This is a genomic window from Streptomyces corallincola (assembly GCF_019104725.1).
In the GTDB taxonomy this organism is placed as follows: Bacteria; Actinomycetota; Actinomycetes; order Streptomycetales; family Streptomycetaceae; genus Streptomyces; species Streptomyces corallincola.
Genome location: NZ_JAHRXF010000002.1, coordinates 183,499 through 207,021, shown reverse-complemented (window position 1 = coordinate 207,021; position 23,523 = coordinate 183,499). Strand labels below are relative to the sequence as shown.

The following is a 23,523-nucleotide window of genomic DNA, read 5'->3' as shown; positions in this document are numbered from 1 at the left end:
TCGGTGCTGCTCAAACTGGTCGGGGGGCGGGCCGGGGCTACTCGGGGGTCTCGTCCAGGGCGTGGGCCACCAGGGCCAGCAGGGTCTCGATCGCCGAGATCCGGCGCCGCGCGTCCATGATCATGACGGGGACGTGCGGCGGGACGGTCAGGGCCTCCCGGACGTCCGCCGGGTCGAACGGCTCGCTGCCGTCGAAGTGGTTGACGGCGACGACGTACGGCAGGCCGCGGCTCTCGAAGTAGTCCAGCGCGGGGAAGCAGTCCTTCAGACGGCGGGTGTCGGCCAGGACGACCGCGCCGATCGCGCCGCGCGCGAGGTCGTCCCACATGAACCAGAAGCGCTCCTGGCCGGGCGTGCCGAACAGGTAGAGGACGAGGTCGTCGTCGAGCGTGAGGCGCCCGAAGTCCATAGCGACCGTGGTGGTCACCTTGTCCGGGGTGGCGGTCAGGTCGTCGGTGTCCGCGCTCGCCTCGGTCATCAGCGCCTCGGTCTCCAGCGGCGTGATCTCCGAGACGGTGGTGACCAGGGTGGTCTTGCCGACGCCGAAGCCGCCCGCCACCAGGATCTTGGTGGCGACGGGGGCGCGGGTGCGGTCCTCCTGCCAGGACTTCGGGGCCTCGTCGGGCAGGACGAACCCGGTGGGCCCGGTGAGCCCGGCGGACACGGGGAGCCCTCCGGGGCGGGCATCGACACCGGTGGCGTCAGAGACGGCGGAGTCCACTCAGCACCCTTTCCAGCAGCGCGCGGTCCGGGCGGCCGGTGCCGTGTCCGGTCCCCGTGCCGTACACACGGATCTTTCCCTGGTCCGCGAGGTCGCTCAGCAGGACCCGGACCACGCCGAGCGGCATCCTCAGCAGCGCGGCGATCTCGGCCACCGTGCGCATCCGGCGGCAGACTTCGACGATGGCCCGCATCTCGGGCATGACCCCGGCGAGCGTGCCCGTCGGCAGCTCCCTGCGCTCCTCGGCGGCCTCCAGCGCCTCCGTCGCGGAGGTCGCCGCGACGAACGTCTCCACCAGCAGGACGTGGCCGAAGCGGGTACGGCCGCCGGTCAGCGAGTAGGGACGGACGCGGGCGGGCCTGCGGTCGCCGCCGCGCACCGGGAGCTGTTTCCGCCCGGCCGGATCGCTCATCGGGCGCTCCCGGCGGACTCGGCCTCCAGGGACTCGCGCAGCTCGTCGCGGAGTTCGGGGGTCAGGACGTGTCCGGCGCGGCCCACGAAGAGGGCCATGTGGTACGCCACGACGCTCATGTCGCACTCGGCGGCGCCGTGCACACCGAGCAGCGAGCCGTCGCTGATGGACATGACGAACAGGCTGCCCTCGTTCATGGCGACCATCGTGTGCCGGACCGCGCCGCTGTCCATCAGCCGGGCGGCGCCGACGGTGAGGCTGCCGATGCCGGACACGATGGTGGCGAGGTCGGCCGAGGAGCCGCGGGGACCCCTGGTCCCGCCCGCCGTCCCGCGCGCGGCGTGGGCGGGGTCGGACGAGAGCAGGAGCAGGCCGTCGGAGGAGACCACGGCGACGGACTGGATGCCGGGGACCTCCTCGACCAGATTGGTCAGCAGCCAGTGCAGGTTGCGGGCCTCACTGCTCAGCCCGAAGGTACTGGGCGCGGTCAACTGCTTGCCTCCTCGACTGTGCCCCCCGTGGCTTCTTCGGTGCGTTCCGCGTGCTCCGCCTCGACGTCCCGGTATCCGGCCCGCGCTCCCTGCCGGAAGCCGCCGAGCCTGCGGCGCAGCGCCTCGGCGTCCACCCCTCCGGTGCGCTGGCGGGGCGGGGCGGCGGGCGCGGCGACCCTGGGCGTGCGCTTGGGCAGCCCCTTGTCGGTCACCTCGTCGGCCTCGGCCGGGTCGGCGGGGTCGGCGGGCGGGGTGCCGGGCGCGGCGGATTCCGAGGGCTCGGGGGTTCCGGGGATCTCCGGGTGGCGGGGCTCGACGGCGGTGGCGGGCTCCGGGGTGGACGGGTGGCCGGGGGCGCGCACGGTCCCGGCGGTGCCGGGGGTCTCGCGGGCCGGGTCCGGCAGCAGGAGTTCCATCGTGGTCTCGGCCGGGGTCTCCGCGGGGGCCTTCGGCCGTGCGGGGATCTCGGGGGTGACCGGCGCGGACTCCTCGGGACGGACGTGGGCCTCGGCGGGGTCGGCCGGGGCGGGGGGTTCCGCGGCCGGGGCGGGCGCCTCGGCGGGGGCCTGGACAGCGGGGGGCTCTGCGGGGGCCTCGGCGGCCGGGGGCGCCTCCGCGGCCTCGGGAGCGGGGGGCTCCGGTGCGGTGTCGTCCTTCTCCGCCGTGCGGGCCGCGCGTTCCGCCAGGGCGATCAGCGGGTCGCGGTGCGGTGAACGGGTGGGCAGGACATTGGAGTTGGCCTCGGCGTCGGCACCCGGCAGGGAGAAGGTCCGGCCGGTGTCGGCGTGCGCGGCCGGAGGGGGTACGGGCGCGGCCGGTGCCTGTGCGAGGAGCGTGGCGGGCAGGACGACGACGGCGGCGACCCCGCCCTGCTTCTGCTCCCGGAGCTGCACACGTACGTCGTGCCGGTGGGCGAGGCGGGCGACGACGTACAGCCCGAGGCCGAGGCCGTCCTCGGCCTCCTGCTCGTACGGCGTCTCGGGGTCGAAGGCGGCGAGGCGGGCGTTGACGCGGTCGAGGCGGTCGTCGGCCAGGCCGATGCCCTCGTCCTGCACGGAGAGCATGACCTCGCCGGTCTCCATCAGCCAGCCGGAGACCTCCACGGGGAGGTCGGGCGGGGAGAACGAGGTGGCGTTCTCCATGAGTTCGGCGAGCAGATGGGAGAGGTCGTCGGCGGCGAAGCCCGCGAGGTGCGTGTGCGGGGGCAGCGCGGCGATGCGCACCCTCTCGTACCGCTCGATCTCGCTGACGGCCGCGCGGACCACGTCCACCAGCGGGACCGGGCCGGGGTGCTGCTGGACGTGTTCGGTACCGGCGAGGACGAGGAGGTTCTCGCTGTGCCGCCGCATGACGGTGGCGAAGTGGTCCAGTTTGAACAGGGTGGCGAGCCGCTCGGGGTCCTGCTCGCGCTCCTCCAGGCCCTCGATGACGGCGAGTTGGCGCTCGACCAGGCCGAGGGTGCGCAGCGCGAGGTTCACGAACGTGCCGCCGATGCTGCCGCGCAGCCGCTCCAAGTGGGCTGCGGATTCGGCAAGTTCGGCGCGCAGTCCCTCGCGGGCGTCGGCCATCTTCTGCCGCTGGCCGACCAGGTGCTTGCGGTCGGCCTCCAGGGTGCCGATCCGCTCGTGCAGTGAACGGGCGTGCGTGTGCAGGGCGTTGACGGAGCGGACGACCTGGGCGAACTCGTCGTCGCGGCCGGTGAAGGCGATCGGCTCCTCGGCGGCCGGGTCCTCGGCCCCGGCGAGCCGGGCGGAGCCGCGCCGGAGCACGGACAGCGGGCGGGTGAGGGTGCGGGCGGACGCGGTGGCGACGCCGAGGGTGACCAGGATCAGCACGCCGAGCACGGCGACGCGGATCTCCAGGGCGGTGACGTCGTCGTCGCGGAGCCGGGCGAGGTCCTTGGTCCGGCGGTCGTACAGGGCGGCCTCGGTGCCGCGCATGACGTCGATCCGGCCGGACAGCGCGGTGTCCAGGCGCTTGGGGTCGGTGGCCGCGTCGGCGTCGCTGAACACCGGCTGGTCGGTGAGGGCGGCGAGGTACTTGTCGGCGGAGTTGACGTCGGAGCCGGTGACGGTGGAGTCGTAGGCGTCCAGCGCGGCGGCGGGCGCGGTGTCGCGGAACGCGCCGAGGGCGGCGTCGGCGCGCAGTCTCGCCTGCTGGGCGGCGGCGGTCAGCGCGTCGCGCTCCTTGCGCCCGCTCTCCGTCGGGGATGTGGTGGTGACCGGCAGGCCGGTGACCGGGTCGATGGTGGTGCGGGTGGTGGTCGGCACGCCGAGCGCGGCGAGCAGCAGGCCGCGTGCGGCGGCGGACTGCTGTACGGCGGTGTCGAGTTGGGCCAGCGCGGCGCCCCCGGCACCGGCGCGCGGCGGGGTCGCCTGCGCCAACTGCTCGGTGAGCCGGTGCAGTTCGGTGAGGGTGGCCGAGTAGCCCTGGTGGGTGCGGAGCGCGTCGGTGGTGCCGGTGAGGGCGGCGCGGCGGACGGCGGCGATGCCGTCGAGGTCGGTGCGGAGCGCGGCGGGGATGCCGGTGTCGGCGCGCAGGTCCTCGATCCGGCGGTCCACGCGGGCGCTCTGCTGCTCGGCGGGCGCCTTGTCCTTGGGGCGCCCGGCGGCGACGTACGCGGTGACCTGGTCGCGTTCGTCCGCGAGGGCACCGGCGAGGGCCAGCGCGTCCTGGGTGCGGGCCGCGAGGGTGGCGAGGCGCTGGGAGTCGTTGAGGTTCCCGGAGGCGGTGAGCAGCGCGGGGGCGCCCGCTCCGGCGACGGCGGCGGCCACCACGGCGACGGCGACGATCAGCCGGTTGCGTACATGGGTGGGGCGGCCGGTGCCCACGGGGGCCTGGGTCTCCACGGGGGTCCGTCCGGCGGTCCCCCGGGGGGCCGTCTGCCTGCCTGTGCGCCGAGGCCGCTTCATCTGCACCGGTGCTCGCATTCCTGAAGTCGCTTACCCGAGGGACCGGATGGTGCCCCGTCGTCTCGGTGCCAAGTGGTGCGTCCACCCGGTTCGTACGGTTCCAGACCCTCCCAGCGCCGGTGGGCAGTGGTCGCGCATCGCAAGACCGGCCACCCGAAGGAGTGAACATCGGCGGGGAGTTGGCGGGCAAGTTCCTCCGGCGCGTGCGCGTGTCCCGTGCGGTGGGCCGGTTGGACGCGCGGGGCAGGCTTTGGCAGTATTCGCCGCCACGTCTTCCCGAACCCCGCCAATGAGCCGCAAACCCGGCTCCTGACCTGCGCGGCCGTGGTGATTCCGGTTCGGTCGCGGGGGTGCGCGGCGGCCCGTGGCGCAGTCGTGCAGACTGGCCGGATGCGTACGGAACTCGTTTCGGAGCCCGGCGACCCGCACCGCCCGAACGAGGACTTCGCCGGTGTCGGGGTTCCCGCGTACGGGCAGGGCGGTTGTGTGGTCCTGCTGGACGGGGTGACCCCGCCGCGTGACGGTACCGGCTGTCCGCATTCCGTCCCCTGGTTCACCGCGCGGCTGGGCGGGGCGCTGACCGAACTGACCGTTTCCGAGCGGGATCTGACGCTCCCGGAGATTCTCCGGCGGGCCCTGGAGCGCACGGCGGCGGCCCACGCGGACACCTGTGACCTTTCTCACCCGCGCACTCCGCAGGCAACCGTGGTGCTGGCCCGCTGGTCCGCCGAGGCCGTGGAGTATCTGGTGCTGTCGGACTCCACACTGCTGGTGCGGGCGCCCGACGGCACGGTCACCCCGCTGCTCGACGACCGGCTGGCCCGGCTGCCCCGCTCGGCGCTGGCCACGGACGCGCTGATCGACGCGAACCTGCGCAACAGGGAGGGCGGCTTCTTCACCGCCGCCGCCGATCCCTCGGTCGCCGCGCGCGCGGTCACCGGGACCCTCCCGCGCGCCCGCGTCACCGCGCTCACCGCGCTCACCGACGGCGCGGCCCGCTGGACCGAGACCTTCCGCGAGGGCGACTGGACGGCCCTGTTCGACCTCGTGGCCAAGGAGGGCGCCGCCGCCCTGGTCCGCCGGGTGCGCGAACGGGAGGCGGCGGACCGGGAGGAGCGGGCGTTCCTGCGCCGGAGCAAGACGCACGACGACGCGTCGGTGGTGTACGTGGAGCTGTGAGGCGTACGGGGGCCGGTCCGCGCGGGGGTGCCGCGCGGGGGGTGCCGCGCGGGGGTGCCGTGCGGGGGGTGCCGCGCGGGGCGGCCGGGGGCCGCGGACCGCACGGCTCCGGTGCCGCGACTCCTGGCCCCACGGCTCCGGGCGCGCGGGGCGGCCGTCGGCCAGTGCTGTGACCGGAAAGGTTCGCCGGAAGGCTCGCGGCGTCCGGTGCGGTGCATCGCAAGGCGGAGCCTCTCCCGCGTACTGGATGTACTCGGGAGAGGCGACAACGCGGCGAGGTGCCGTGCCGGGCGCCGCGAGCCGGTGGACCTTTCCGGTCGCAGCACTAGGACCTCTCGACGACACCGTTCAACTCGTGCAGCAGGCGGGCCAGTTCGGCGACCTCGCGGCGGTTCCAGTGGGCGAGCTGGCTGACGTAGCGGGCGCGGCGGGCCTCGCGGACGGTGCCGACGCGGTGGCGGCCCTCGTCGGTGAGGGTGACCAGCCAGGCGCGGCCGTCGGCGGGGTCGGGCTCGCGGGCGATCAGGCCCAGCTCCTCCAGGGCGCGCAGCTGACGGGACATGGTGGCCTTGCCGACGCCGATGTAGGCGGCGAGGGCGGTGGCGCGCTGGCCGCCCAGTTCCTCCAGCCGGATCAGCAGGCCGTACGCGGAGGACTCCAGGTCGGGGTGGACCTCGCGGGCCATCTCGCCCTGGCTGGCGCGGGCACGCCGCAGCAGCACGGTCAACTCGCGTTCCAGCGCCAGGAATTCCTGGTCCACCCCGGCCGGCCCGCCCTGGCCTGCGACGCGCTGTCCGGCCCCGTCTGCGTCCCTGTGCACGTCGGTTCCCCTGATCGGTCTCGCGGTCCTGGCAGGATCGGTTTCGCGGTCCTGAAAGTTTCTGGCGGCTGCCGCCATAGCCGCAGCTCCGCCAGTATTTCGCAGGCGTAGACCAACGGCGATGTCCGGACCCCTTCCCACGCCGTGGTCTACGTGCGTAGCTTCGTTGCCCGGCGTGACTGTGACATGCCCACGCCAGCGATCAACCGGTTTCTCCCCCCACTTTCGACGGAGGCACGCCATGCCCGTGCACAGACCCGGTCACCGCTCCGCGCGCTCCCTCTCCGTACTGGTCACGGCCCTCACCGCGGCCTTCTCCCTGGCCCTCCCGCTCGCCTCCGCCGACGCGGCGACCGCACCCGCGCGCGGTTCGGCCTACCTCGGCATCGGCGTCCGCGCCCACGACGGCGGTGACGGCGGCACCCCGCGCACCGGCCGCGCCGCGCAGACCGAGGGCGTGGACGTCTCCGGCCACCAGGGGAACGTGGACTGGGCCACCCTGTGGAACAGCGGGGTCCGCTGGGCCTACACCAAGGCCACCGAGGGGACCTACTACACCAACCCCTCCTTCGCACAGCAGTACAACGGCTCGTACAACGTGGGCATGATCCGGGGCTCCTACCACTTCGCCACCCCGGACAACACGACCGGTGCCGTCCAGGCCAACTACTTCGTGGACCACGGCGGCGGCTGGTCCCGCGACGGCCGGACCCTGCCGGGCGTGCTGGACATCGAGTGGAACCCGTACGGCGACGCCTGCTACGGCAAGACACCCGCCGCGATGGTCAGCTGGATCGCGGACTTCCTGAACACCTACCGCGCCCGTACCGGCCGGGACGCCGTCATCTACACGGCGACCAGCTGGTGGACCCAGTGCACCGGCAACTACGGCGGCTTCGCGGCGGCCAACCCGCTCTGGATCGCCCGCTACTCCTCCACCGTGGGCGCCCTGCCCGCCGGGTGGGGTGTGCAGACCATGTGGCAGTACACCTCCAGCGGGCCGACCGTGGGCGACCACGACAAGTTCAACGGCGCCCTGGACCGCGTCCAGGCCCTGGCCAACGGCTGACGGGCCCGACGCGGCGCGGCCGGTGGCCGCACCGACCGCCGTGCGTCGCCGCCGCGCGCACGGCGGAGGCCCTGACCCCCCTCACGGGGTCAGGGCCTCGCCCTGTCCCGCCGCGTCCGTCACGCCGCGGCCGGAACCTCCGGCTCCGCGCCGCTCGTGGCGGGCGCGAGGGCCAGCTCCAGGACCTGGCGGACGTCGGTCACGGCGTGGACGTCGAGTCCGTCCAGCACCTCGGCCGGGACGTCGTCCAGGTCCGCTTCGTTGCGCTTGGGGATGATCACGGTGGTCACCCCGGCGCGGTGGGCGGCGAGCAACTTCTGCTTCACCCCGCCGATGGGCAGCACCCGGCCGGTCAGCGAGACCTCGCCGGTCATCGCCACGTCCGTGCGGACCAGCCGCCCGGAGAGCAGCGAGGCGAGGGCCGTCGTCATGGTGACGCCCGCGCTCGGCCCGTCCTTCGGGACCGCGCCCGCCGGGAAGTGGATGTGCACACCCCGGTCCCTCAGGTCCGCGACCGGCAGCTCCAGTTCGGCGCCGTGGCTGCGCAGGAAGCTCAGCGCGATCTGCGCCGACTCCTTCATCACGTCACCGAGCTGACCGGTCAGGGTCAGACCGGCCGCGCCCGTCTCCGGGTCGGCCAGCGACGCCTCCACGAAGAGGACGTCACCGCCCGCTCCGGTCACCGCGAGCCCGGTCGCCACCCCCGGCACGGCGGTACGGCGCTCGGCCGGGTCCTGCGCCGACTCCGGCACGTGGTGCGGGCGCCCGATCAGCGCGCGCAGATCGTCCGCGCCGACGGTGAACGGCAGCTCGCGCTCGCCCAGTTCGTGCTGGGCCGCGATCTTGCGGAGCAGCCGGGCGACCGCCCGCTCCAGGGTGCGCACGCCCGCCTCGCGGGTGTACTCCCCCGCCAGCCGCCGCAGCGCGTCCTCCTCGATCACGACCTCGTCCCCGCCGAGCCCGGCCCGCTCCAGCTGGCGCGGGAGCAGGTGGTCACGGGCGATGACGACCTTCTCGTCCTCGGTGTAGCCGTCCAGCCGGACGATCTCCATCCGGTCGGCCAGCGCCTCCGGGATCGCCTCCAGGACATTCGCCGTGGCCAGGAACACCACGTCGGACAGGTCGAGTTCGACCTCCAGGTAGTGGTCGCGGAAGGTGTGGTTCTGCGCCGGGTCCAGCACCTCCAGCAGGGCCGCCGCCGGGTCGCCCCGGTAGTCCGAGCCGACCTTGTCGATCTCGTCCAGCAGGACCACCGGGTTCATCGACCCGGCCTCCTTGATGGCCCGGACGATCCGGCCGGGCAGCGCTCCGACGTACGTACGCCGGTGTCCGCGCACCTCCGCCTCGTCCCGTACGCCGCCGAGGGCGACCCGGACGAACTTCCGGCCCATCGCGTGGGCGACACTCTGGCCAAGGCTGGTCTTTCCGACGCCAGGAGGGCCAACCAGCGCGAGCACGGCACCGCCGCGACGGCCGCCGATCACGCCGAGCCCGCGCTCACCACGCCGCTTGCGCACCGCCAGGTACTCGGTGATGCGTTCCTTGACGTCCTGGAGGCCCGAGTGCTCCGCGTCCAGGACCGCCTGGGCGCCCTGGATGTCGTACGCGTCCTCGGTCCGCTCGTTCCACGGCATCTCCAGGACGGTGTCCAGCCAGGTGCGGATCCAGGAGCCCTCGGGCGACTGGTCCGAGGAGCGCTCCAGCTTCTCGACCTCCTTGAGCGCGGCCTCGCGGACCTGCTCGGGGAGGTCGGCGGCCTCCACGCGGGCGCGGTAGTCGTCCGACTCCTCGCCCTCCCGCTCGCCGTTCAGCTCGCGGAGTTCCTTGCGGACGGCCTCCAGCTGGCGGCGGAGCAGGAACTCGCGCTGCTGTTTGTCCACGCCCTCCTGCACGTCCTTGGCGATGGTCTCCGCCACGTCCTGCTCCGCGAGGTGGTCGCGGAGCTGCTGCGCGGCGAGCTTCAGCCGGGCCACCGGGTCGGAGGTCTCCAGCAGTTCGACCTTCTGCTCGGTGGTCAGGAACGGTGAGTAGCCCGAGTTGTCGGCGAGGGCCGCGACGTCCTCGATGGCCTGCACGCGGTCCACGATCTGCCAGGCGCCGCGCTTGCGCAGCCAGCTGACGGCCAGGGCCTTGTACTCCTTGGCCAGTTCCGCGATCTGGCCGGGCAGCGGGTCCGGCACGGTCTCGTCCACCCGCGTGCCCTCGACCCACAGCGCCGCGCCGGGGCCAGTGGTGCCGGAGCCGATACGGACGCGGGCGCGGCCCCTGATCAGGGCGCCGGGGTCGCCGTCGGCGAGTCGGCCGACCTGCTCGACGGTGCCGAGGACGCCTGTCCTGGCGTAGGTGCCGTCGATGCGCGGGACCAGCAGGACGCGGGGCTTGCCGGGTTCCGAGCGGGTGGCCGCCTGTGCCGCCTCCACCGCGGCGCGGACCTCGGTGTCGCTCAGGTCCAGTGGGACCACCATGCCGGGCAGCACGACCTCGTCGTCGAGCGGCAGCACCGGCAGGATGAGCGTGGACGCCGTGGACTCAGTAGTCATGTTCTCCCCTATGGCAGTGAAGTTGAGCTATGCCGACTCAACTCATCGGAGGCCGTAGGTGTTCCCGAGTTCGTGTTCGCTGTGAGCGATCACCGGGGAGCGATGCGTCGTGGCTGGTCGGAGCGTCTCGGTGCGGGGCCGCCCGAGTCGGTCGCGCGGTTCCCCGCGCCCCTTCAGGGTGTACGGCTCGTTGTCGCGCGCGGGTTCGTCGTGGCCGGTCGCGCGGTTCCCCGCGCCCCTGGTGCCCGGTGCCGCGTCGCGCCTCCTCGTCCTCCTCTGCGCGGCTCCGTTCAACGGGAACGTGCCGGACCGCCGGAGACTTCCCGCAGGGGGCGCCACGTCCTCGTGCCGATGGTGAGGGCGATCAGGTGGCCCCAGTTGGTCATGGGGTCGGGGTGGGTGAGGAGGTTGTGGAGGAGGAAGGCCGCGACGAGGGCCAGCAGCGGGTAGCCGTACCGGGGCCGGAGGAGGCCGCAGAGGGCGGCCACCACCGCGGCCACGCCGAAGCTGATGCCGTAGTCGAGGCGGTGGAGGGAGGTCGGCGGGAGGTCCCCCAGCAACACGGCGCCGCCCACCGGGAGTTCCGTGGCGAGGGTGGCCAGGACGTGGCCCGCGAGGAAGACACCGAAGGCGCGAGCCGCGCCCACCCGGCGCTCCAGGGCGGTCAGCGCGAGGACGAAGGCCGCGGTGAACGGGGAGAACACCCCGCCCGCGACCCACAGGGCGCTGGCCACCAGGACCGGCACCGGGGCCCTCAAGAGGTGCGCCGCGTCGGTGGAGGACGCCTGGTACAGCGCGTGCGTCAGCGCGGGGGGCGCGTACGACGCGAAGGCGGAGGTGACGGCGAGGAGGGCGCCGTAGCCGAAGGTGAAGGGCGTACCGGCGGGCGTGGGGAGCAGGTGGCGGGGGCGGAAGACCTGGCGCGGGCGCGGTATGGACGCGGGGCGGGCGGGGCCGCCGCGCTGTCCGGGGACGGCGTCGAGTGCGTTCGCGGGCACCGCCGCGCCCGTCGGGGTGCGGTCCACGGTGGGCGCTCCTTCCGTCGCGGCCCACCCTTTGCGCCCCCGGCCCCGCTGTCTATGACCGACGCCACCCGGACGGGGATTCACAGGGACCCCGTAGGCGCGCGCTCCCGCCCGCCCCGGTAATTCACGTGTGCGTGGCCCGCCGTTCGAGCAGGATGGCCGTATGACTGCCACGACCGAGCCCCCGGAAGTGCTGGACCGGCGGGAGGGGCCGTACGGCGAGGTGGTGCTGCGCAGACAGGGCACGCTGCTCCAGATCATCGCCAACGGCTGCTTCCTGATGGACACCTCCGACGGCCGCTCGGAGCGGCTGCTGATCGACGCGGCGTACGACGCGCTCGACGGCCGGACCGCGCCGGACGTGCTGATCGGCGGGCTCGGTGTCGGCTTCTCGCTGGCGCACGCGGCGGCGGACCCGCGCTGGGGCCGGATCACGGTGGTCGAGCGGGAACCGGCCCTCGTGGACTGGCACCGGCCCGGCGGCCCGCTGTCCGGACCGACCGCCGAGGCGCTCGCGGACCCGCGCACCGCCATCGCGGAGGCGGACCTCGTCGCTTACGTGCATGAGACATCGGACACGTTCGACGCGCTGTGCCTCGACATCGACAACGGACCCGGATGGACCGTCACGGAGGACAACGGCGAGCTGTACGCACCGGCCGGACTGGCCGCCTGCGCAAGGGTGTTGAACCCCGGCGGGGTGCTGGCGGTATGGTCGGCGCGGCCCTCGCCGGAATTTGAAGGAACCTTGCGGAATGCCGGGTTCCAGCAGGTGCGTACCGAAGAGGTGGCCGTTGCCCGTGGCGTTCCGGACGCCGTCCATCTCGGCGTACGCCCTGGATAGCGACGGCGCCGGGTGTCACCGTAGGGTGCTGCCCTGACGCGGATCTTCCAGTGCGTCGAGAGCAGTCATGGGATCACCCCACGGATTCCGGAAAGCAGCAGGGGCGGGCGATGGAGCAGACACAGACCTCCCAGACCAGCGCGGCCACGAACACCCAGGGCGCCCAGCGCCGGGTGCTCGTCGTCGAGGACGATCCGACGATCGTCGAGGCCATCGCGACCCGGCTGCGGGCCGAGGGCTTCCTGGTGCAGACCGCGATGGACGGACCGGCGGCCGTGGACACGGCCGAGGCGTGGCAGCCCGACCTGCTGATCCTCGACATCATGCTGCCGGGCTTCGACGGCCTGGAGGTCTGCCGCCGCGTGCAGGCCCAGCGCCCGGTGCCGGTGATGATGCTCACCGCGCGGGACGACGAGACCGACATGCTGGTCGGCCTCGGGGTCGGCGCCGACGACTACATGACCAAGCCGTTCTCCATGCGCGAACTCGCCGCGCGGGTGCACGTGCTGCTGCGCCGGGTGGAGCGCGCGGCCATCGCCGCCACCACGCCCCGCTCCGGCATCCTGCGCCTGGGCGAGCTGGAGATCGACCACGCGCAGCGCCGGGTCCGGGTCCGCTCGGAGGACGTGCACCTGACGCCCACCGAGTTCGACCTGCTGGTGTGCCTGGCCAACACCCCGCGCGCGGTGCTCTCCCGCGAGCAGCTGCTCGCCGAGGTGTGGGACTGGGCGGACGCCTCCGGCACCCGCACGGTGGACAGCCACATCAAGGCACTGCGCCGGAAGATCGGCGCCGAACGCATCCGCACCGTGCACGGTGTGGGGTACGCGCTGGAGACGCCGACGCCATGAGCGACGGACGGGATGCCGCACGGAGGAGCTCCGGGGACGAACCCTGGGGCGGCGTGAGCCCGTTCTCGATCAAGACCAAGCTGGGCGCGCTGGTCGTCATCTCGGTGCTGATCACCACCGGTCTGTCGATGATCGCGGTGCACACCAAGACCGAGCTGCGGTTCATCACGGTCTTCTCGATGATCGCCACCCTGCTCATCACCCAGTTCGTGGCGCACTCGCTGACCGCGCCGCTGGACGAGATGAACACGGTGGCCCGGTCCATCTCGCACGGCGACTACACGCGCCGGGTGCGGGAGAACCGCCGGGACGAGCTGGGCGACCTGGCCCAGACGATCAACGCGATGGCGGACGAGCTGGAGGCGCAGGACAGCCAGCGCAAGGAGCTGGTCGCCAACGTCTCCCACGAGCTGCGCACCCCCATCGCCGGGCTGCGCGCGGTGCTGGAGAACATCGTGGACGGCTTCACCGAGGCCGACCCGGAGACCATGCGCACCGCCCTGAAGCAGACCGAGCGGCTCGGCCGCCTGGTGGAGACCCTGCTCGACCTGTCCCGGCTGGACAACGGTGTCGTACCGCTCAAAATGCGCCGTTTCGAGGTGTGGCCGTATCTGTCGGGCGTGCTGAAGGAGGCCAACATGGTCGCCTCGGCGCGCGCCGGGATCTCCTCCGGGTCCGGCACCCACACCCGTAGCGACGTCCATCTGCACCTGGACGTGTCTCCGCCGGAACTGACCGCGCACGCGGACCCCGAGCGCATCCACCAGGTCGTCGCCAACCTGATCGACAACGCGGTCAAGCACAGCCCGCCGCACGGCCGGGTGACGGTGAAGGCGCGCCGGGGGCCGCAGTCGGAGTCGCTGGAGCTGGAGGTGCTGGACGAGGGTCCGGGCATCCCGCGCTCGGAGTGGCACCGGGTCTTCGAGCGGTTCAACCGGGGTCAGGTGACCCGCCCGCACGGACCCGGCAGCGACGGCGGCACGGGGCTCGGGCTGGCCATCGCGCGCTGGGCGGTCGATCTGCACGGCGGCCGGATCGGAGTGGCCGAATCCGAGCGGGGCTGTCGGATCATCATCACCCTTCCGGGACTGACTTCCGTCCAAAGTTGACGTAAAGTCCGGACCGGAACGGCAAGATCCACTGGCCTCCGGGTACCCGCACCACGCTCCCGGCCGTGTGATCAGGGACAGGTCCGCACCGCGCCCACCAGGGCAGCGCGCCGGGCCGCGGCCGCCGTGTCCGCACACCCGCGCGCAGACGCGGAACCACGCTTGTTTCCCGCCATTTCAAGCCCTGAAACAAGATTTCCGATGTGACTTACGCGACGAAGAACCGGCCCGACCTGACCTTCGCCCTCCAGGGGGCGTAGCCTTTATTCCCGCTGTCCAGTTGCCTTGTGAAGCGGAAGAGGGCGGTTGCCGCCGTGTCGCCACAGTCCCCCAGTAATTCGAGCGTCTCCACCGACGACCAAGCCGGGAAGAACCCCGCCGCGGCCTTCGGTGCCAACGAGTGGCTCGTCGATGAGATCTATCAGCAGTACCTCCAGGACCCGAATTCGGTAGACCGAGCCTGGTGGGACTTCTTCGCCGACTACAAGCCGGGTGCGCCCGCCGCCGCTCCGCAGACTCCGAGCGCCCCGGCGGCGCCCGCCGCCCCCGCGGCACCGCAGCCCGCCCCGCAGGCGCCCGCGCCCGCCGCGCAGGCCCCGGCCGCGCCCGCCGCCCCGGCCGCCGCGAAGCCGGCCCAGGCCGCTCCGGTGCAGCCCGCGCAGCCGAAGGCGCAGCCCGCGGCGAAGCCCGCCGCCGCGCCGTCCGCGCCCGCCGGTGAGGCCACCGCGGCCCCGGAGGGCCCCGAGCTGGTCACGCTGCGCGGCCCGGCCGCCGCCGTGGTGAAGAACATGAACGCCTCGCTGGAGCTGCCCACCGCCACGTCGGTGCGCGCGGTCCCGGTGAAGCTGCTGTTCGACAACCGCATCGTCATCAACAACCACCTGAAGCGCGCGCGGGGCGGGAAGATCTCCTTCACGCACCTGATCGGCTACGCGATGGTGCAGGCCATCAAGGCCATGCCGCCGATGAACTGGTCGTTCGGCGAGAAGGACGGCAAGCCGACCCTCGTCAAGCCGCCGCACGTCAACCTCGGCCTGGCCATCGACCTGGTGAAGCCCAACGGCGACCGCCAGCTCGTCGTGGCCGCCATCAAGAAGGCCGAGACGCTGAACTTCTTCGAGTTCTGGCAGGCCTACGAGGACATCGTCCGCCGCGCCCGCGACGGCAAGCTGACGATGGACGACTTCACCGGTGTCACCGTCTCGCTGACCAACCCCGGCGGCCTCGGCACCGTGCACTCCGTGCCGCGTCTGATGCCCGGCCAGTCGGTCATCATGGGCGTCGGCTCGATGGACTACCCGGCGGAGTTCCAGGGCACCTCCCAGGACACCCTGAACAAGCTCGGCGTCTCCAAGGTCATGACGCTGACCTCGACCTACGACCACCGGGTCATCCAGGGCGCCGCGTCCGGCGAGTTCCTGCGCCAGGTCGCCAACCTGCTGCTCGGCGAGAACGGCTTCTACGACGCCATCTTCGAGGCGCTGCGCATCCCCTACGAGCCGGTCCGCTGGCTCAAGGACATCGACGCCAGCCACGACGACGACGTCACCAAGGCCGCCCGCGTCTTCGAGCTGATCCACTCCTACCGGGTCCGCGGCCACGTCATGGCCGACACCGACCCGCTGGAGTACCGCCAGCGCAAGCACCCCGACCTCGACATCACCGAGCACGGGCTGACGCTGTGGGACCTGGAGCGCGAGTTCGCCGTCGGCGGCTTCTCCGGCAAGTCCCTGATGAAGCTGCGCGACATCCTCGGCGTGCTGCGCGACTCGTACTGCCGCACCACCGGCATCGAGTTCATGCACATCCAGGACCCCAAGCAGCGCAAGTGGATCCAGGACCGCATCGAGCGCCCGCACACCAAGCCCGAGCGCGAGGAGCAGCTGCGCATCCTGCGGCGGCTGAACGCTGCGGAGGCGTTCGAGACCTTCCTGCAGACCAAGTACGTCGGCCAGAAGCGCTTCTCCCTGGAGGGCGGCGAGTCGGTCATCCCGCTGCTGGACGCGGTGATCGACTCCGCGGCCGAGTCGCGGCTGGACGAGGTCGTCATCGGCATGGCCCACCGCGGCCGGCTGAACGTCCTCGCCAACATCGTCGGCAAGTCGTACGCGCAGATCTTCCGGGAGTTCGAGGGCAACCTCGACCCGAAGTCGATGCACGGCTCCGGCGACGTGAAGTACCACCTGGGCGCCCAGGGCACCTTCACCGGTCTGGACGGCGAGCAGATCACCGTCTCGCTGGCCGCCAACCCGTCCCACCTGGAGACGGTGGACCCGGTCATCGAGGGCATCGCCCGCGCCAAGCAGGACATCATCAACAAGGGCGGCACGGACTTCACCGTCCTCCCCGTCGCCCTGCACGGTGACGCGGCCTTCGCGGGCCAGGGCGTCGTGGCCGAGACGCTGAACATGTCGCAGCTGCGCGGCTACCGCACCGGCGGCACGGTCCACATCGTCATCAACAACCAGGTCGGCTTCACCGCGGCCCCCGAGTCCTCGCGTTCCTCCATGTACGCGACGGACGTGGCGCGCATGATCGAGGCCCCGATCTTCCACGTGAACGGCGACGACCCGGAGGCCGTCGTGCGCGTGGCGCGGCTCGCCTTCGAGTTCCGCCAGGCGTTCAACAAGGACGTGGTGATCGACCTCATCTGCTACCGCCGCCGCGGTCACAACGAGTCCGACAACCCGGCCTTCACCCAGCCGTTGATGTACGACCTGATCGACAAGAAGCGCTCGGTGCGCAAGCTCTACACCGAGTCCCTGATCGGTCGCGGCGACATCACCCTGGAAGAGGCCGAACAGGCGCTCCAGGACTACCAGGGCCAGCTGGAGAAGGTCTTCACGGAGGTCCGCGAGGCCACCGCGCAGCAGCCCGCCGCCGGTGACTCCCAGGCCCCGCAGGACGGCTTCCCGGTCGCGGTCCCGACCGCGATCTCCGCCGAGGTCGTCAAGCGGATCGCGGAGTCCCAGGTCAACATCCCCGACACCTTCCACGTGCACCCGCGCCTGCTGCCGCAGCTCCAGCGCCGGGCCGCGATGGTGGAGGACGGGACGATCGACTGGGGCATGGGCGAGACCCTCGCCGTCGGCTCGCTGCTGATGGAGGGCACCCCGGTCCGGCTGTCCGGCCAGGACTCCCAGCGCGGCACCTTCGGCCAGCGGCACGCGGTCCTCATCGACCGGGAGACCGGCGAGGAGCACACCCCGCTCCAGTACCTGGGCGACGAGCAGGCCCGGTACAACGTCTACAACTCCCTGCTGTCCGAGTACGCGGTCATGGGCTTCGAGTACGGCTACTCGCTGGCCCGCCCGGACGCGCTCGTGATGTGGGAGGCGCAGTTCGGCGACTTCGTCAACGGCGCGCAGACCGTGGTGGACGAGTACATCTCGGCCGCCGAGCAGAAGTGGGGCCAGACGTCCGGCGTCACCCTGCTGCTGCCGCACGGCTACGAGGGCCAGGGCCCGGACCACTCCTCGGCCCGTGTCGAGCGGTTCCTCCAGCTCTGCGCGCAGAACAACATGACGGTCGCCATGCCGACCCTGCCGTCGAACTACTTCCACCTCCTGCGGTGGCAGGTGCACAACCCGCACCACAAGCCGCTGGTGGTCTTCACCCCGAAGTCGATGCTGCGCCTGAAGGCCGCCGCGTCGAAGACGGAGGAGTTCACCTCGGGCGAGTTCCGCCCGGTCATCGGGGACGCCTCGGTGGACCCGGCGGCCGTGCGCAAGGTCGTCTTCGTGGCGGGCAAGCTGTACTACGACCTGGAGGCCGAGCGGGTCAAGCGCGGCGTCACGGACACCGCGATCATCCGCATCGAGCGCCTGTACCCGCTGCCGGGTGCGGAGCTCCAGGCGGAGATCGCCAAGTACCCGAACGCCGAGAAGTACCTGTGGGCGCAGGAGGAGCCGGCGAACCAGGGTGCCTGGCCGTTCATCGCGCTCAACCTGATCGACCACCTGGACCTGGCGGTCGGCGCGGACATCCCGGCCGGTGAGCGGCTGCGGCGCATCTCGCGCCCGCACGGCTCGTCCCCGGCGGTGGGCTCCGCCAAGCGCCACCAGGCCGAGCAGGAGCAGCTGGTGCACGAGGTGTTCGACGCGTAGCTCTCCGAGCGGTACGACGGGCCTGGCCCCGGCTTCCTTCCGAGGAAGTCCGGGGCCAGGCCCTTTTCCGTGCGGGGGTTCCCGTCCGGGTCGGTGTCTACGGGCGTTCCGTACGGGGCGTTCCCTACGGGTGGCTACTCGTCCTCGTCCTCGTCGTCCAGCCGGGCCAGCCAGGTGGCCAGCCGCTCTACCGGGACCTCGAAGTCGGGGTTGAGGTCCACGAAGGCGCGGAGCTGCTCGGCAAGCCACTCGAAGGTGACCTCCTCCTCGCCGCGCCGCTTCTCCAACTCCTCGATGCCGCGGTCGGTGAAGTACATGGCCTGCCTCTCGTGATGCCGCCCGGCGGTGGGGTGCCGGGCGGGCTGTGGTGCCGGTGTGCTGCGGTTCCGGTGTTCACCGACAGCCTAAGCAGAAATGACTCCTTGACTTCTGCGCACCGCGATATATCGTGTTTGACAGGAGACACGATATGACGTGTCGCATCCGCGACCGTGCCCGCCCGAGGAGGCATCCATGTCCGAGTGGTCCGTCGCAGAGCCACGCAAGCTGACCTTCGACGCCCCGGTGAGCGACCTGCGCGTCCGCATCGTCAACGGAACGGTCAACGTGGTGGGCACCGACGAGGGTTCCGCCCGGCTGGAGATCTCGGACATCGAGGGCCCGCCGCTGGTCGTCACCCACCGGGACGGCACCCTGTCCGTGGTCTACGACGACCTGCCCTGGAAGGGCTTCCTGAAGTGGCTAGACCGCAAGGGCTGGAAGCGCAGCGCGGTCGTCTCCCTGGCCGTGCCGAGCGGCACGCGGGTGGAAGTGGGCGTGGTCGGCGCGGGCGCGGTGGTCTCCGGGATCGACGGCGCCTCGGTGGTCAAGGGCGTCACCGGTGACACGACCCTGGTGGGCCTCTCGGGACCGGTCCGCGCGGACACCGTCTCGGGGAACCTGGAGGCGCAGGCCGTCACGGGGGACCTGCGGTTCAACTCGGTCTCCGGTGACCTGACGGTGGTGGAGGGTGCCGGGTCGGCCGTGCGGGCGGACACCGTGAGCGGCTCGATGATCATCGACCTGGACCCGGACGGGCCGACCGATGTGCGGCTGACCAGCGTCTCCGGGGAGATAGCGATCCGGCTGCCGCACCCGGCGGACGCGGAGGTCGAGGCCAACACCGCGAGCGGCACGGTCTCCAGCGCCTTCGAGGACCTTCGGGTGCACGGCCAGTGGGGCGCCCACAAGATCACCGGCCGCCTCGGTGCGGGCAACGGCAGACTGCGGGCCACGACGGTCTCCGGCTCGATCGCCCTGCTGCGCCGCCCGCCGGGCGAGGACGAGGACGGCGACGGCGGTTTCGGCCACGGCGACGGCGACACGGTCAACGGCCGGGACGGCGACGGCGACGGCGGGCAGGAGAGCGGGCCGCCGGTCGCCGGTCCGGGGGACAATTCCGTTTCCGGTCCGGGCTCCGCGGACGCCCCGGCCGACGGCTCCACCGACAAGAAGGTGCTCTGACATGCCTCCCGTCTTCGCCCACGGCCGCCTCCGCCTCTACCTGCTCAAGCTGCTCGACGAGGCCCCGCGTCACGGCTACGAGGTGATCCGGCTGCTGGAGGAGCGCTTCCAGGGCCTCTACGCCCCCTCGGCGGGCACGGTGTACCCCAGGCTCGCCAAGCTGGAGGCCGAGGGCCTGGTCACGCACACCACCGAGGGCGGCCGGAAGGTGTACGCCATCACGGACGCGGGCCGGGCCGAGTTGGCGGACCGCAGCGGTGAACTGGCCGATCTGGAGCTGGAGATCCGGGAGTCGGTGGCCGAACTCGCCGCCGAGATCCGGGCGGACGTGCGCGGCGCGGCCGGTGATCTGCGGCGCGAGGTGCGCGCGGCGACCTCCGGAGCCCACCGGGACACCACGGGTGGCACCGGCACGGAGGCGGGCACCGGCGGCGAGTCCGGCACCCCGGACGACCGGGAGGCGTGGCGCGCGACCAAGGAGGAGATGCGCCGGGTCCGGCAGGAGTGGAAGGAGCAGGCCCGCCGCGCCAAGGACGAGAGCCGCCGCGCCCGCGAGGAGGCACAGCGCGCCCGCAACCAGGCCCAGGAGGCGCAGGCACGGGCGCGGGCGCAGGCCCAGGAGGAGATGCAGCGCGTCGCCCGCCGGGTGCAGGACCGCGTCCAGACCCACTTCAGCCGGGGCGACTGGCCGACCGGCGTCCGCGAGGGCCTGGCCGAACTGGCCAAGGAGTTCGGGGACTTCGGGAAGGAGTTCGGCAAGGACCGGAGCACCGGGCGCCCCCCGAAGGCACCGGACGCCTACCCTGCCGGGGGCCCGGTCTTCTCCACCACCAAGGACGACTTCCCGGCGGAGTACGCCCCCGAGTGGGCGCACGCGGAGGGCAGCGGCGACCCGGTCCGCGACCTGGACCGCCTGCTGGACCGCTTCCGGGACGACATCCGCGACGCGGCCCGCGACCACGGTGTCACCCCCGAGCAGCTCACCACGGCGCGCGACGCCCTGTCGGAAGCAGCGGCCAGAATCGGCGCCCTGCTGAACGCGCGGCGCCCGTAAGGGAGATGAGGAGAGGCGCCGTAGCGAGGGGCGGTGCCCCGGTGAGGGGCCGGGACGCTGTGCGCGAGCGGGTCTCGGCCACCGGCCGGTGTGCTCCGCTCCCGGCGGGATATCGCCCACGGCCCCTCAGGGTGTACAGATGGGGGGCGCGATGTCCGCGCCCCCGCACGGTCTGTCCGGCGGGCACCTCACCGGAGGACCGTGTGGCCCCGCCCCACCGCCCGCCCAAACCCACACGCAAGCGCAGGCGAAACCGGATGCGAGGGCACGACCGGAACGCCGGGCCCCGCGCGTACACACCACCGCCCCGCTCACGCGCCCGGCGCGTCTGGGGAAGGATCGGCCGCGCCGTGTGGATCGCGTGTCTGCTGGCCGCGTTGGTCTTGGGCGTCTCCGGACTGTTGCGGTCCCTGGGCACGGTGGGGCAGCGCGGCACCTTCACGGTCACCGCCCCCTGCACCGAGGACGGTCCGTCCGACTCCCCCTCGTGGCTGTGCAAGGGCAGCTACCGTTCCGACGACGGCACCCTGACCGACCCGCACGCCGTCACCGACGGCAATCCGCACCCCGAGGTCGGCAAGGGCTTCCCGGTGACCCGCACCGGCGACGACCGGTACACCGCCGTGGACAAGTACGCCACGGTCGGCGCGGCCTCCCTCTCCCTGTTCGCGTTCGTGCTGTTGCTGGTCTCGCTGCCCCTCCGCGCGACGCGGACCGCCGTCGCGGGCGCCCTCGCCACGGCGCGCCGCAAGCGGGAGGCCGCCGCGCGGCGCAGGCAGGCGGCGAAGGCGGAGGAGAGGGCCAAGGCGAAGGCGAAGGCTCTCTGACGGAGGCTTCGGCCCCGCCACGCCCGTCGGCGTCTCCCACCGCCACCTCCACCCACCCACCGGCAGGCGCCGCTCAGCCCGCCTGTGCCGAGCCCTCTCCGTAGAGGACCCGGAGCAGGGACTCGTGTGTGACGCCGTGGTCGGCCAGGACCTCGGCGGGGACGCCGGGGCGGACGGTGAGGGCGAGGAGCAGGTGTTCGTCCCCGATGTGCCGGTCCTGGTGGAGGACGGCGGTGCGGAGGGCGCCCTGGAGTGTCTCCTTGGCGCTCGGGTCGAAGGGGCGCCGTCCCGACCACCCGGTGGTGGAGCGTTTCTCGCCGGAGAGGGCGCCGGTGCCGTGCGTCTCCTCGACGCGCGAGACGATCTCGGTGATGTCGATGCCCAGTCCGGCGAGCGCGTCGGCCTCGGCACGGGAGAGCCCCGCGCGGCGCCGGGAGTGTGCCAGCGCCTCGCGCACGGAGTCCTCGCGGCCCCGGACGCCGAGAGCGCCCAGCGCGAAGGAGGCGCGGCTCGCCCGGCGGTCGAGCAGGGCGAGGAGGAGGTGTTCGGCGGTGATCGACCGCGTTCCCTCGCGCTCCGCGTGCTCGACGGCGCCCCGTACGACGTAGCGAGCGTCCCTGGTGAAGCGTTCGAACATCACTGCCTCCCGTACTTCTTGTGCACGGCCTGCCTGCTGACGCCCAGTTCCGCGGCGATCTCCTGCCACGACCACCCCTGATCGCGCGCGCCGCGCACCTGTACCGCCTCCAGCTGCTCCAGCAGCTTGCGGAGCGCGGCGACGGCACGCAGCCCGACACGGGGGTCACGGTCACCGGCACGCTGGGCGAGATCCGTTGCCTCGGTCATGGTGTCAACGTACATTGACAAACCGTCGCCGTCAACGTGGGTTGACATGCCGTCCCGCTCAGGACGTGGTGAGCACGATCTTCCCGAACTGCTCACCGGACGCCAGGCGTTCGAAGCCCTCGCGGGCCCGGTCCAGGGGCAGCTCCTCGTCGATGACGGGCCGTACACCGGTGACGGCGCAGAAGGAGAGCAGGTCCTCCAGTTCGTCCTTGGTGCCCATCGTGGAGCCGACGATCTTCAGCTCCAGGAAGAAGATCCGGGTCAGTTCGGCGTGCGAGGGCCGGTCCCCGCTGGTGGCACCGGAGATGACGAGGGTGCCGCCGGGCCGCAGCGACTTCACCGAGTGGGACCAGGTGGCCGCGCCGACCGTCTCGATGACGGCGTCCACCCGCTGCGGCAGCCGGGCACCGGGCTCCACGGCCTCCACCGCGCCGAGTTCCACCGCCCGCTTCCGCTTCGCCTCGTCCCGGCTGGTGGCGAAGACCCGCAGCCCCGCCGCCTTGCCGAGCACGATCGCGGCCGTGGCGACCCCGCCGCCCGCACCCTGCACCAGGACCGAATCCCCGGGCCGTACCCCGGCGTTGGTGAACAGCATCCGGTACGCGGTCAGCCAGGCCGTCGGCAGACAGGCGGCCTCGGCGAAGGACAGTTCCTTCGGCTTGGGCAGGATGTTCCAGGTCGGCACGGCGACCCGCTCGGCGAAGGTGCCCGGATAGCGCTCGGTGAGGATGGAGCGCGGCTCGCGCGGGCCGACACCGTGCCCGCTCTGGCCGATGACGGAGTGCAGGACGACCTCGTTGCCGTCCGCGTCGATCCCGGCGGCGTCACAGCCGAGGATCATCGGCAGCCGCTCCTCCGGCAGGCCGACACCCCGCAGGGACCAGAGGTCGTGGTGGTTGAGGGAGGCGGCACGGACCTCGACGGTGCTCCAGCCGGGGCGGGCCTCGGGAGCGGGGCGCTCCCCCGACTCCAGTCCGGTGAGCGGCTGGTCGCGGTCGATTCGGGCGGCGTAGACGGCGAACATGGCTCGACCCTAGGGGCGCGCTCCGGCGGACGGAACCAGGCGCACCTGTGAGACACACCCTCTTGCCGCGAACGGGCCGCGCCCCTAAGAGACGTACCCCACGGGTCCGCACCCGGCCGAACGCCCCGCCCCGCACGGCACGGCACGGCACGGCACGCACGGCACGCACTCCCGGCAGGCACGGCACGCA

20 protein-coding genes are annotated in these 23,523 nt (G+C 72.7%); 9 read left to right on the top strand and 11 right to left on the bottom strand.

What is annotated here, in order from left to right:
• Positions 1 to 37: 37 nt before the first annotated feature.
• From KUM39_RS02480 to KUM39_RS02465, 4 genes are read right to left on the bottom strand one after another with little or no spacing between them, the layout of a single operon-like run.
• Positions 38 to 721, bottom strand: a complete 684-nt coding sequence (locus tag KUM39_RS02480) for a GTP-binding protein (protein WP_217783664.1) — start codon at positions 719 to 721, stop codon at positions 38 to 40.
• Positions 702 to 1,133, bottom strand: coding sequence for a DUF742 domain-containing protein (locus tag KUM39_RS02475; RefSeq protein ID WP_217783663.1), 432 nt, complete (start codon positions 1,131 to 1,133; stop codon positions 702 to 704). The genes KUM39_RS02480 and KUM39_RS02475 overlap by 20 nt, the downstream gene beginning before the upstream one ends.
• Positions 1,130 to 1,624: a roadblock/LC7 domain-containing protein gene (locus KUM39_RS02470; RefSeq protein ID WP_217783662.1), complete on the bottom strand. Its 495-nt coding sequence runs from the start codon at positions 1,622 to 1,624 to the stop codon at positions 1,130 to 1,132. Before KUM39_RS02470 ends, KUM39_RS02475 begins: the two co-directional genes overlap by 4 nt.
• Positions 1,621 to 4,554 carry a sensor histidine kinase gene (locus KUM39_RS02465; RefSeq protein WP_217783661.1) on the bottom strand — a complete coding sequence of 978 codons (2,934 nt, stop codon included), beginning with the start codon at positions 4,552 to 4,554 and terminating at the stop codon, positions 1,621 to 1,623. Before KUM39_RS02465 ends, KUM39_RS02470 begins: the two co-directional genes overlap by 4 nt.
• A 372-nt stretch (positions 4,555 to 4,926) precedes the next feature.
• On the opposite strand from KUM39_RS02465, the gene KUM39_RS02460 reads away from it, so the two are divergent.
• Positions 4,927 to 5,715, top strand: coding sequence for a protein phosphatase 2C domain-containing protein (locus KUM39_RS02460; RefSeq protein ID WP_217783660.1), 789 nt, complete (start codon positions 4,927 to 4,929; stop codon positions 5,713 to 5,715).
• A gap of 325 nt (positions 5,716 to 6,040) precedes the next feature.
• On the opposite strand, the gene KUM39_RS02455 is transcribed toward KUM39_RS02460, so the two are convergent.
• Positions 6,041 to 6,535, bottom strand: coding sequence for a MarR family winged helix-turn-helix transcriptional regulator (locus KUM39_RS02455; RefSeq protein WP_217783659.1), 495 nt, complete (start codon positions 6,533 to 6,535; stop codon positions 6,041 to 6,043).
• Between the two features lie 241 nt (positions 6,536 to 6,776).
• On the opposite strand from KUM39_RS02455, the gene KUM39_RS02450 reads away from it, so the two are divergent.
• A complete protein-coding gene (locus tag KUM39_RS02450) occupies positions 6,777 to 7,604 on the top strand; it encodes a lysozyme (RefSeq protein WP_217783658.1) in 828 nt (275 codons plus the stop codon).
• 119 nt (positions 7,605 to 7,723) lie between these two features.
• Here the strand turns inward: KUM39_RS02450 and lon are convergent, their stop codons facing one another.
• Both lon and KUM39_RS02440 read right to left on the bottom strand, forming a co-directional pair.
• On the bottom strand, positions 7,724 to 10,144 hold the full coding sequence (gene lon, locus KUM39_RS02445; protein ID WP_217783657.1) for an endopeptidase La: 2,421 nt from the start codon (positions 10,142 to 10,144) through the stop codon (positions 7,724 to 7,726).
• 290 nt (positions 10,145 to 10,434) lie between these two features.
• Positions 10,435 to 11,169 (bottom strand): rhomboid-like protein, encoded by a 735-nt coding sequence (locus tag KUM39_RS02440; RefSeq protein ID WP_308288018.1) that lies wholly within the window; start codon positions 11,167 to 11,169, stop codon positions 10,435 to 10,437.
• Positions 11,170 to 11,332: 163 nt separating this feature from the next.
• Here KUM39_RS02440 and KUM39_RS02435 point away from each other — a divergent pair, with 163 nt between their 5' ends.
• The 4 genes from KUM39_RS02435 (at position 11,333) to KUM39_RS02420 (ending at position 18,079) form a co-directional block, all read left to right on the top strand.
• Positions 11,333 to 12,013, top strand: a complete 681-nt coding sequence (locus KUM39_RS02435) for a spermidine synthase family protein (RefSeq protein ID WP_217783656.1) — start codon at positions 11,333 to 11,335, stop codon at positions 12,011 to 12,013.
• A 110-nt stretch (positions 12,014 to 12,123) separates the two neighbouring features.
• Positions 12,124 to 12,864: a response regulator transcription factor gene (locus tag KUM39_RS02430; protein WP_217783655.1), complete on the top strand. Its 741-nt coding sequence runs from the start codon at positions 12,124 to 12,126 to the stop codon at positions 12,862 to 12,864.
• The gene (locus KUM39_RS02425) at positions 12,861 to 13,973 is read left to right on the top strand and encodes a HAMP domain-containing sensor histidine kinase (protein ID WP_217783654.1); all 1,113 of its coding nucleotides are present in this window, start codon (positions 12,861 to 12,863) and stop codon (positions 13,971 to 13,973) included. Before KUM39_RS02430 ends, KUM39_RS02425 begins: the two co-directional genes overlap by 4 nt.
• A gap of 314 nt (positions 13,974 to 14,287) precedes the next feature.
• Positions 14,288 to 18,079 carry a multifunctional oxoglutarate decarboxylase/oxoglutarate dehydrogenase thiamine pyrophosphate-binding subunit/dihydrolipoyllysine-residue succinyltransferase subunit gene (locus tag KUM39_RS02420; RefSeq protein ID WP_217783653.1) on the top strand — a complete coding sequence of 1,264 codons (3,792 nt, stop codon included), beginning with the start codon at positions 14,288 to 14,290 and terminating at the stop codon, positions 18,077 to 18,079.
• 134 nt (positions 18,080 to 18,213) lie between these two features.
• Here the strand turns inward: KUM39_RS02420 and KUM39_RS02415 are convergent, their stop codons facing one another.
• Positions 18,214 to 18,396 (bottom strand): DUF6104 family protein, encoded by a 183-nt coding sequence (locus KUM39_RS02415; RefSeq protein WP_217167622.1) that lies wholly within the window; start codon positions 18,394 to 18,396, stop codon positions 18,214 to 18,216.
• 196 nt (positions 18,397 to 18,592) lie between these two features.
• Here KUM39_RS02415 and KUM39_RS02410 point away from each other — a divergent pair, with 196 nt between their 5' ends.
• The 3 genes from KUM39_RS02410 to KUM39_RS02400 all read left to right on the top strand — a co-directional run bounded on the left by KUM39_RS02410 (position 18,593) and on the right by KUM39_RS02400 (position 21,463).
• Complete coding sequence (locus tag KUM39_RS02410) at positions 18,593 to 19,582, top strand: DUF4097 family beta strand repeat-containing protein (protein WP_217783652.1); 990 nt, start codon at positions 18,593 to 18,595, stop codon at positions 19,580 to 19,582.
• 1 nt (position 19,583) lies between these two features.
• Positions 19,584 to 20,636 (top strand): PadR family transcriptional regulator, encoded by a 1,053-nt coding sequence (locus KUM39_RS02405; RefSeq protein ID WP_217783651.1) that lies wholly within the window; start codon positions 19,584 to 19,586, stop codon positions 20,634 to 20,636.
• Positions 20,637 to 20,986: 350 nt separating this feature from the next.
• Positions 20,987 to 21,463, top strand: a complete 477-nt coding sequence (locus KUM39_RS02400; protein ID WP_217783650.1) for a hypothetical protein — start codon at positions 20,987 to 20,989, stop codon at positions 21,461 to 21,463.
• Positions 21,464 to 21,536: 73 nt separating this feature from the next.
• Here the strand turns inward: KUM39_RS02400 and KUM39_RS02395 are convergent, their stop codons facing one another.
• From KUM39_RS02395 to KUM39_RS02385, 3 genes are read right to left on the bottom strand one after another with little or no spacing between them, the layout of a single operon-like run.
• Positions 21,537 to 22,100, bottom strand: coding sequence for a Clp protease N-terminal domain-containing protein (locus KUM39_RS02395; RefSeq protein WP_217783649.1), 564 nt, complete (start codon positions 22,098 to 22,100; stop codon positions 21,537 to 21,539).
• Positions 22,100 to 22,309: a helix-turn-helix domain-containing protein gene (locus tag KUM39_RS02390; protein ID WP_217783648.1), complete on the bottom strand. Its 210-nt coding sequence runs from the start codon at positions 22,307 to 22,309 to the stop codon at positions 22,100 to 22,102. The genes KUM39_RS02395 and KUM39_RS02390 overlap by 1 nt, the downstream gene beginning before the upstream one ends.
• 58 nt (positions 22,310 to 22,367) lie before the next feature.
• Positions 22,368 to 23,333 carry a zinc-binding dehydrogenase gene (locus tag KUM39_RS02385; protein WP_217783647.1) on the bottom strand — a complete coding sequence of 322 codons (966 nt, stop codon included), beginning with the start codon at positions 23,331 to 23,333 and terminating at the stop codon, positions 22,368 to 22,370.
• Positions 23,334 to 23,523: the final 190 nt, after the last annotated feature.

What these genes read in the sequence shown, in the direction of transcription:
- KUM39_RS02475 (WP_217783663.1), bottom strand. Translation starts at nt 1,133, where the DNA reads ATGAGCGATCCGGCCGGGCGGAAACAGCTCCCGGTGCGCGGCGGCGAC.
- KUM39_RS02465 (WP_217783661.1), bottom strand. Translation starts at nt 4,554, where the DNA reads ATGCGAGCACCGGTGCAGATGAAGCGGCCTCGGCGCACAGGCAGGCAG.
- KUM39_RS02460 (WP_217783660.1), top strand. Translation starts at nt 4,927, where the DNA reads ATGCGTACGGAACTCGTTTCGGAGCCCGGCGACCCGCACCGCCCGAAC.
- KUM39_RS02450 (WP_217783658.1), top strand. Translation starts at nt 6,777, where the DNA reads ATGCCCGTGCACAGACCCGGTCACCGCTCCGCGCGCTCCCTCTCCGTA.
- lon (WP_217783657.1), bottom strand. Translation starts at nt 10,144, where the DNA reads ATGACTACTGAGTCCACGGCGTCCACGCTCATCCTGCCGGTGCTGCCG.
- KUM39_RS02435 (WP_217783656.1), top strand. Translation starts at nt 11,333, where the DNA reads ATGACTGCCACGACCGAGCCCCCGGAAGTGCTGGACCGGCGGGAGGGG.
- KUM39_RS02430 (WP_217783655.1), top strand. Translation starts at nt 12,124, where the DNA reads ATGGAGCAGACACAGACCTCCCAGACCAGCGCGGCCACGAACACCCAG.
- KUM39_RS02425 (WP_217783654.1), top strand. Translation starts at nt 12,861, where the DNA reads ATGAGCGACGGACGGGATGCCGCACGGAGGAGCTCCGGGGACGAACCC.
- KUM39_RS02415 (WP_217167622.1), bottom strand. Translation starts at nt 18,396, where the DNA reads ATGTACTTCACCGACCGCGGCATCGAGGAGTTGGAGAAGCGGCGCGGC.
- KUM39_RS02410 (WP_217783652.1), top strand. Translation starts at nt 18,593, where the DNA reads ATGTCCGAGTGGTCCGTCGCAGAGCCACGCAAGCTGACCTTCGACGCC.
- KUM39_RS02405 (WP_217783651.1), top strand. Translation starts at nt 19,584, where the DNA reads ATGCCTCCCGTCTTCGCCCACGGCCGCCTCCGCCTCTACCTGCTCAAG.
- KUM39_RS02395 (WP_217783649.1), bottom strand. Translation starts at nt 22,100, where the DNA reads ATGTTCGAACGCTTCACCAGGGACGCTCGCTACGTCGTACGGGGCGCC.
- KUM39_RS02390 (WP_217783648.1), bottom strand. Translation starts at nt 22,309, where the DNA reads ATGACCGAGGCAACGGATCTCGCCCAGCGTGCCGGTGACCGTGACCCC.
- KUM39_RS02385 (WP_217783647.1), bottom strand. Translation starts at nt 23,333, where the DNA reads ATGTTCGCCGTCTACGCCGCCCGAATCGACCGCGACCAGCCGCTCACC.